The sequence below is a fragment of the Sulfobacillus sp. TH-112 genome (assembly GCF_057473405.1).
Window position 1 is genome coordinate 1 of the sequence record NZ_JBYCKN010000056.1, and the last position, 7,291, is coordinate 7,291.

A 7,291-nucleotide genomic window follows, 5' to 3' on the forward strand; every position below is an offset into this window, starting at 1 on the left:
ATAGCGTGGAAGTGAGCTTCGGAAATCGGAGCCAGGGGTAACCGTAAGGGCGGGCGCATCTTTCCCATGAGACCTAGAGCTGCTTTCAATGGACCTGGATTGGTCTCCCAAAACAGCGCCTCGTTCAGGGGATAAAGGTAGTAGTGCAATTCGCGGGCCTTCTGCCATTCTCCCGCCTCAGCCAAGTCATAGAGATCCGCTACCGCCCGCGGCAATATGTTCGCCGTCGCACTAATGTGCCCTGCTCCGCCTAGAGCCAGCATCGGGAAACACAGGGATTCAATTCCCGAAAAGACCAAGAAATCGGACCCCATCAGATGCAATACCCGAGTCACCTGCTCAAAGTCGCGATTTGATTCCTTAATGCCAACGACATTTGATGCCCGCGTCACAATGCGTTTCACGGTCTCGGGCTCGATATTAGTTGCCGTTCTTCCGGGAATGTTATAGATCACTAGCGGACGTTCCGTGGATCGGGCCACCGTGGTGAAGAACTGATACAATCCTTCCTGAGACGGCCGATTATAATACGGAACAATGACCAATACCGCATCTGCTCCTAAAATGTCTGCCGTGGCTGTGAGTCGCAAAGTATCTTCCAAATTACTACTGCCCGTAGCCAGTAGCACGGGAACCCGCCCCGCCACCGTATTTACGGTAGCGCGAAAGATATCTTCTCGCTCTTTCATCGACAGTGCTGCCGGCTCCCCCGTCGTTCCCGTCACTGAGATTCCATGACTTCCCTCAGAAATGACCCAGTTAATCTGTCGGACTAGGGCATCATAGTCCACCGTGTTTTCATCAGTAAATGGCGTGACCACGGGTACAATCGACCCTCGTAATCGTTCGGCAATCGCTTTCATGCTGGCCCTCCCCTTACTTTGTGGCTGTCGCTGGGCATTATTTGTTGAATCGATACCTATCACTATCTGGTTAAACAAAACCAATTCGAACAGGAGCGAACAAGCGATATTGCTGTACCTCGCGGCTTGAGTCCCCATAGCGCGATTGCTCGATCTCACGCAGGGTTTCATCCCCTTGGCGCCGCCCACCAAGACCTTAGTCAGTCGGGGAACAAGAAACCAAACGCTCCTCCCCCAAATAATAAGTCATCATAATATTCCGTATTTCATATTATATTCTAACATTGTTGCCTAAATGCTAGTAGCTAATGGTTGATTCTTGTCGCCCCGTGACCGCTCCGCATAATCGAGCGGACTGGGGGATATGTCTTTATCAATAACCGTGTCGATGGCATTGACGTTTCCACAAGTTATGTCATAATGATTACAAGACTTGCCCTTATCAAGAGCAGCTGAGGGAATGGCCCTATGATGCTGCAGCAACCGGCCGTTAGTTGGCATGGTGCTAATTCCTTCCCGCAAGGGAAAGATGAGAGGCAGATGGTTCGGACCATCTGATACTTGACTTGAGGGGGCCCCATAAGAGGGGCTCATTTCATGTCAACAAATAAATCGCTTCGATAAAGCGAATCCCCTCTGCACCAGACCTTCATGCGATAAGTGAGTCGAACTTAAGCAAGAAAGAAGGTTACACTGCAATGAGTCAAGCACCATTAGGCCCGTTTCGGGCAGATCACGTCGGCAGTCTATTGCGCCCAGACCGACTCAAAGAAGCCCGTCGTCGACTGGCACTGGGGGCACTCGACCCCACGGTTCTTCAAGCCATCGAAAATGAGGAGATTGCTCGCATCATAGAAAAGCAAGCAGCGTTGGGCCTCAAATCGGTCACCGATGGAGAATTTCGTCGTGGATATTGGCACTTTGACTTTTTAGAACATCTCGCCGGTGTTGAAGCATTTGAGGCCAACGATAACGGTATTCACTTCCAAGGACAACATCAACTTCAGGCTCATAGCATTCGCATCGTGGATAAAGTCCGGTTCCATCGTCACCCCATGTTGGCACACTTTACCTATTTGAAGGACCACGTGCCAAACGGATTACTGCCGAAATTCACCATCCCCAGTCCCAGCATGTTGCACTTTCGGGCCCAGATGAATAGTGCTGTGTATCCTGATCTGGAAGAATTCTTTCACGATACTGCCATAGCCTACAAAGACGCGATTTCCGCGTTTTATGACGCCGGTTGCCGATATCTTCAGCTTGACGATACCTCGTGGGCCTACTTTTGTTCGAGCGAACAGCGAGACGAACTCCAGACCCGCGGATGGGACTTGAAGCAGATACAAGATCTTTATTCCAAGACCCTAAATGAAGCTCTTCAAGACCGGCCGCGCGATATGACCATCACAATGCACATTTGCCGGGGTAACTTCCGGTCCTCATGGATTGCGTCAGGCGGCTATGAGCCCATTGCCGAGCGTGTATTTGGTGGCGTCGACGTTGATGGCTTTTTCTTAGAGTATGACACGGAACGCGCCGGAGGCTTCGAACCGCTGCGATTTGCGACCCGCCCTTCGTTGCGTATCGTCTTGGGCCTCATTACCTCGAAAGAGGGAAGACTGGAGTCCAGCGATACCATTAGACGGCGCATCGATGATGCGTCGCACTATATTGACCAAGACCGTCTATGCTTAAGCCCACAGTGCGGGTTTGCATCAAGCGAAGAGGGTAATACTCTGACAGAAGACGAACAATGGGCCAAATTGGAACATGTCGTTACCATTGCCCGAGAGGTCTGGGAAGACAGTTAAGTCTCTCACGTTTTTTGATTTCTTCTCTATCCTGCCACGAGCCCCCCTGCGGGACACTCGTGGCACTCATTTCCACAGAAAATTCCATCTCACCTACTTCACCCAACCGACGCGCCCCCAGAGTATACTTGGATACTGTCGCGAGAATAGCGCTCCTCACCCTAGTCACACTCTGGTGCCTAGACCTTAAGGGTCAGAACTTATTCTCCCAATGCCGTTCCCGTTACCAAGAAATGAGATGTTCGCCACGAATCCCATCTTGGTCCGTAAGCGAATCTTGATTAGCCTGAACGATGATACAGTAGAGATCTTGGGTAGAATTATTTCGCCAAGCGCGGCTGCCTTCAGGAGACACTCTCACCACCGTGCCGGGGTGAACCTCAAAGACATCCCCATCCACCTGAAATTGCCCTTCTCCTTGAATAAAGATGTACATCTCTTCATGCTGGCGATGTTGATGGAGAAACGGCACCACTTGTCCAGGACTAAACCGATTCAATGAAATCTCCATCCCCGTAAACCCTAACGCTTTACCCAAGAAAAGCTTACCGTCCAACCCCTCTAACGGGCCAGATTCGCCCACCGTATAATTTTTTCCTTGCCGAATATTTTCCACTGCTGCCATTGCACTATCCCTCTCTTTCTATATGTAAGTCACTTCATATTATCACGTGTAATAGAGGGGCCCAATCAGGTTTTATGCATTTTCTGATCCTCTACAGATTATCGCCCATGACGACGAACCCTATGGTGAGACTAATCCACGGAGGAGGCGCATAATGACCCGCACCCACTTCCTTATCATCTTAGCAACATCGTTAGGATTCAGCTTTCCTCTTTATACATTAAATCCAAGTCGGATAGTGAACCTCTCTCGTGTGTTAGCGAAAACTGCACCCTCAACCACGCTCCCTAAACACCGAAATAATCCCCAGTTGGATCTTCTTGTCCACGCCAATCGCGAGGCATTTAGCAATGCGCTACGCTCCATAAAAGAACCAAATCCGAGGATCGTGGATGCCAATATCAAAACCATGCTCCAGATACGGACTACTCTAACCTACATGTGGCCAGAAATGAAGGGCCGGGCAACCGCCAGTTCCCAAATTATGGCGATATGTCATGACTGGTGGAAAATGAGACAACTTCTCCTCAATCACGGTCTCCTTAACGAGATGCGTAAGCCCTCAATGATGACGTTAGTGATGCATGCCCAGGCCTTGATCGCGACCACTCCGCCGCTGGCGCAAGGACGGCGAAGGCGTCAGTTCTCCTCCTGGAATCCAGCTCTGAGACGCGACTTATGGCTCTTAAATGGCGTGCCCCGACTTCCAAACCGTGGGCGTAATCACGCCCATCCCTATCCTTCTGGATAGCCAAAAGAACAGTAGATCATGTCATCGAAGACAGGGGTGACCCGATTGATGTAGGCTTTTTGTTTTTCACCGGTTACTTTAAGACTATTGCGGTCGAATTAGATGAAAGTGCTGCTATTGACGGGGCAAGCTACACTCAATATATATTTCGCATTATTTTGCCGTTAGTGAAGCCAGCCCTGGCTACGGTAGGCATTTACGCTACTGTGACCGTCTGGAACGACCTTATTGGACCGGTAGTCTTCCTCTCTAGCCAATCACTTTTTCCGCTCACATGAGGCCTGTTTGCGTTTTACGGAAGCTACCAAAGTGATTGGACTCGTTTAGCCGCGGGCATATTTATCGTGGCCGCACCACTCATTGTCGTGTTTGCCTTTGTCCAACGCTACTTCGTCCAGGGTGCAGTGTCTGGGTCGGTGAAACTATGAAGATGCCTCTCGGAGAACCGCACGGCGAGGTTCCCTTCCTGGATCACCTGTTAAGCCTATGAACTGGGGTCCTAGTGTTTGTGGGATTCAGCATCGCGGCGGTGGCCGGTTCTCTCCTCATCATCACGCTCCCGGCAAATCTTGCCGCTCTATTTGCCGCTCATCGCGCACTCGTTCTTCAGCGTCTGCCCGCTCGCGACGCATTTTTCCAATATTTTCACACCTCTAAGACCGTCTTTTTCCGCAGCATATTGGTAATATGGCCCCTATCTATGGCACTTCTATTATCTTGGTTGGATGTCCAATTGATGCGTAATCAACTACCCTTAGCTGTATTACGAATCGACCAGACCACGTTCCTGCTCCTCGATTGCGTACTCGCTCTCCTCACACTAATGGTTTTGACCCACCTTTCTTTTTCGCCTTCGTCCATTAGGACCGCAGTGAAAAATTCCTTCGAGGAGCTTCGTGTGGCGCCACTCAAGGCGGCGCTCTTTCTCGTCGTTGTGGCTGCGGCTTTGACGCTGTGCGTAATCCTCCCGTACCTCTACCTTGTCATGCTTGGCGGTCTAGTCATTACTAGCGCAAATCATTTATTGGCGCCATCCACGAGCTAGAACGATGTCAATCTGGAGGAATATCGGGATTGGGATTTTAGTCCATATATGACTCCGTGCTAGCATAGGAGGTAGTAACAGTGACAGTGATCGTGACAAGGAGCTGCCTACGACGGTGAGACGCCTGAGGATTGCCATGCTATGGGGCCTATTGTTGACTCTCAGTCTTTCTGGATTTACCAAGACTGTTCCAAAGCGTGTAGTGAAGCCGGCGACGCCGTTTTTAATCTACTATGGGTGGATTCCCACCAACCCCCACCAATTCCTTTCATTTGCACAGTCTCTGAAAGGCTACCCGATTGTGATATTGGGCAGTGACGACGAGTGGCACTCTTCAGGCGACCTCGCCGCGACCGAAGAACTAATCAAAGTCTTGCCCAAGGTGACATTCTACGGCTATGTCGATATCGGCGTCACCGATGGTCAGCCTAACCATTCGCTGACAACGATCTCCCTCTACTTAAAGCAGTGGCGAAAAATTGGTGCTCGCGGTGTTCTTCTTGATTGTGCTGGTCCCGACTATGGTGTATCGCACACACGCCTCGTCAATAGCGTGCAAGGGGCTCACGATAACCACCTGCGGGTCTTGGTGAATTCCTTTAATCCCGGTGCAGTGCTTTCGATAGGCTTACGTCATGGGGATGCCTGGCTTGCCGAAAACTGGATTATCCAATCGGGGGCCGTCGTCAATGCCGAACAGCAGGGTGAAAATCTGACTGCACTACCGCTACTTAGACAGCACCACATCATGATCTGGATGACCGCCACTGACAGTCGCCCTCCTGATGCGTTATGGGTAGCGCTATGGTCTGAACGGACGGTCAAGGCCATTCAGGGGCAGGCCATAGCTGTCGCCGGGCCCTATTACTCTAGCCGAAGTAATGCTGTGGTACCAGCGCAATGGATTGTAAATACTGTAATCCATCCGTGAATAGCAGAAGGAGGCCAATAGCATTATTCATTGGCCTCCTCGCGTTTTTGTAAGGTGAAATCATCCCGTTAGGTAATCACCGCGCATATCATGCCTCATCCTGTTCAACCTCTGAACTCACCACCAGCACCGGAACTTTGCTATGCTGAACTACCGAGTACGACACACTATTAAATATATTGCCCACCATAGAGTGGTCGCGTCGTCCCATTACAATCAAATCAGCGTGAACCGATTCTGCATAATTGCGAATAGCCTCCGCTGGCGCTCCCGATCCCGCCTCTCGTGTTACCGGAGGACAGTTCGTTAAAAGTGTCGCACTACGTTCAAGCGTGTTCTCTGTCTCTTGTTGGGCTAGTCTTGCCGCTTCTTCCCATCCAGCTGTAGCGGCCTCCGTCGGGAGCCAATACACCCCGCCACCAGGCACTCCCCCCATCACAGGAGCTACCGCTCCCACAGGAATACCAGCACTGGCTGATGTCTCCCGCATGCCCATCGGAGACGGAACCACGTCATGTGAGACACAGAATAGATGGATCTCCACCGCAAAATTCCCCATGTTCTGGTTAAGCCACTCCGCCGCCTCATCCGATGGTTTCGAGCCATTGACCGCCAATACGATCTTCAATGGTCGCGATAACGGGCCTTCCTCAATATGATCGGCTATCTCTCTTGGTACCAACAGCACCGGGATGTTCGCTTGATGAAGCACCTCAAATGCAGTACTTCCTAGCCCTCCCAAACTGGCGTGGCCCGAATGTCCCATCACAATCAAATCAGCGTGCTGCTCTCGACTTATCTGAGCGATGGTCGGCGCTGCCGTACCGACAGCACTAATGTTGGTCACCTCTTTACTTAAAGCAGCTTGAGTCTTATTCAAGATCCCTTCCGCTGCGGTCGCCAAGTCAGCATAACCATTATGTAAGGCGTCTTCGATAGACATACGAATCGCGTGCAGCAAAATCGCGTCGTAAGGTGCTCCTTGGAAGTGAGTTGCAACCCACTTCGTCGCAATCATGGCGCCCTCGGAACCATCGGTCGCAAATATCACCCGTAATGGATCATGTTTTAATGTCATCAGTTCTCATCCTCTCATCGTAACCAATTGAACAACCTTTAATTTTCTCATCATAGGTATTCGTAATACTGTCGTGCATTCTGATCCTCGGCAGATATTTCACCTACGGCTTGCAATAGCCTTATCATAACACGCGACAGCATGCCGTCTCCCCGTGTCAAAAGGCGCCGTGAAACATTGTCTC

8 protein-coding genes and 1 riboswitch are annotated in these 7,291 nt (G+C 50.8%); of the genes, 5 read left to right on the plus strand and 3 right to left on the minus strand.

All coding sequences use genetic code 11. The features are described 5' to 3' along the window. The coding region (gene dapA / locus ACOJWD_RS03485; RefSeq protein WP_486991831.1) for a 4-hydroxy-tetrahydrodipicolinate synthase at positions 1–863 on the minus strand (863 nt) is incomplete at its 3' end. A gap of 436 nt (positions 864–1,299) precedes the next feature. Beyond that, positions 1,300–1,399: riboswitch (SAM riboswitch) on the plus strand. A 162-nt stretch (positions 1,400–1,561) separates the two neighbouring features. Between dapA and ACOJWD_RS03490 the strand changes: the two genes are divergently transcribed. After that, positions 1,562–2,677, plus strand: coding sequence for a 5-methyltetrahydropteroyltriglutamate--homocysteine S-methyltransferase (locus ACOJWD_RS03490; protein ID WP_486991832.1), 1,116 nt, complete (start codon positions 1,562–1,564; stop codon positions 2,675–2,677). Positions 2,678–2,900: 223 nt separating this feature from the next. On the opposite strand, the gene ACOJWD_RS03495 is transcribed toward ACOJWD_RS03490, so the two are convergent. Beyond that, a complete protein-coding gene (locus ACOJWD_RS03495; RefSeq protein ID WP_486991833.1) occupies positions 2,901–3,302 on the minus strand; it encodes a cupin domain-containing protein in 402 nt (133 codons plus the stop codon). Positions 3,303–3,456: 154 nt separating this feature from the next. Here ACOJWD_RS03495 and ACOJWD_RS03500 point away from each other — a divergent pair, with 154 nt between their 5' ends. From ACOJWD_RS03500 to ACOJWD_RS03515, 4 genes are all read left to right on the plus strand, one after another. Further along, complete coding sequence (locus ACOJWD_RS03500) at positions 3,457–4,053, plus strand: hypothetical protein (protein WP_486991834.1); 597 nt, start codon at positions 3,457–3,459, stop codon at positions 4,051–4,053. A gap of 59 nt (positions 4,054–4,112) precedes the next feature. Then, positions 4,113–4,331: an ABC transporter permease subunit gene (locus ACOJWD_RS03505; RefSeq protein ID WP_486991835.1), complete on the plus strand. Its 219-nt coding sequence runs from the start codon at positions 4,113–4,115 to the stop codon at positions 4,329–4,331. A gap of 224 nt (positions 4,332–4,555) precedes the next feature. Further along, a complete protein-coding gene (locus ACOJWD_RS03510; protein WP_486991836.1) occupies positions 4,556–5,098 on the plus strand; it encodes a hypothetical protein in 543 nt (180 codons plus the stop codon). A gap of 115 nt (positions 5,099–5,213) precedes the next feature. Continuing rightward, complete coding sequence (locus ACOJWD_RS03515) at positions 5,214–6,029, plus strand: hypothetical protein (protein WP_486991837.1); 816 nt, start codon at positions 5,214–5,216, stop codon at positions 6,027–6,029. Between the two features lie 88 nt (positions 6,030–6,117). Here the strand turns inward: ACOJWD_RS03515 and ACOJWD_RS03520 are convergent, their stop codons facing one another. Further along, positions 6,118–7,107: a universal stress protein gene (locus tag ACOJWD_RS03520; RefSeq protein ID WP_486991838.1), complete on the minus strand. Its 990-nt coding sequence runs from the start codon at positions 7,105–7,107 to the stop codon at positions 6,118–6,120. Positions 7,108–7,291: the final 184 nt, after the last annotated feature.

Excerpts from the sequence above, each read along its gene's own strand:
- ACOJWD_RS03520 (WP_486991838.1), bottom strand. The coding sequence starts at position 7,107 with ATGACATTAAAACATGATCCATTACGGGTGATATTTGCGACCGATGGT.
- ACOJWD_RS03495 (WP_486991833.1), bottom strand. The coding sequence starts at position 3,302 with ATGGCAGCAGTGGAAAATATTCGGCAAGGAAAAAATTATACGGTGGGC.
- ACOJWD_RS03500 (WP_486991834.1), top strand. The coding sequence starts at position 3,457 with ATGACCCGCACCCACTTCCTTATCATCTTAGCAACATCGTTAGGATTC.
- ACOJWD_RS03490 (WP_486991832.1), top strand. The coding sequence starts at position 1,562 with ATGAGTCAAGCACCATTAGGCCCGTTTCGGGCAGATCACGTCGGCAGT.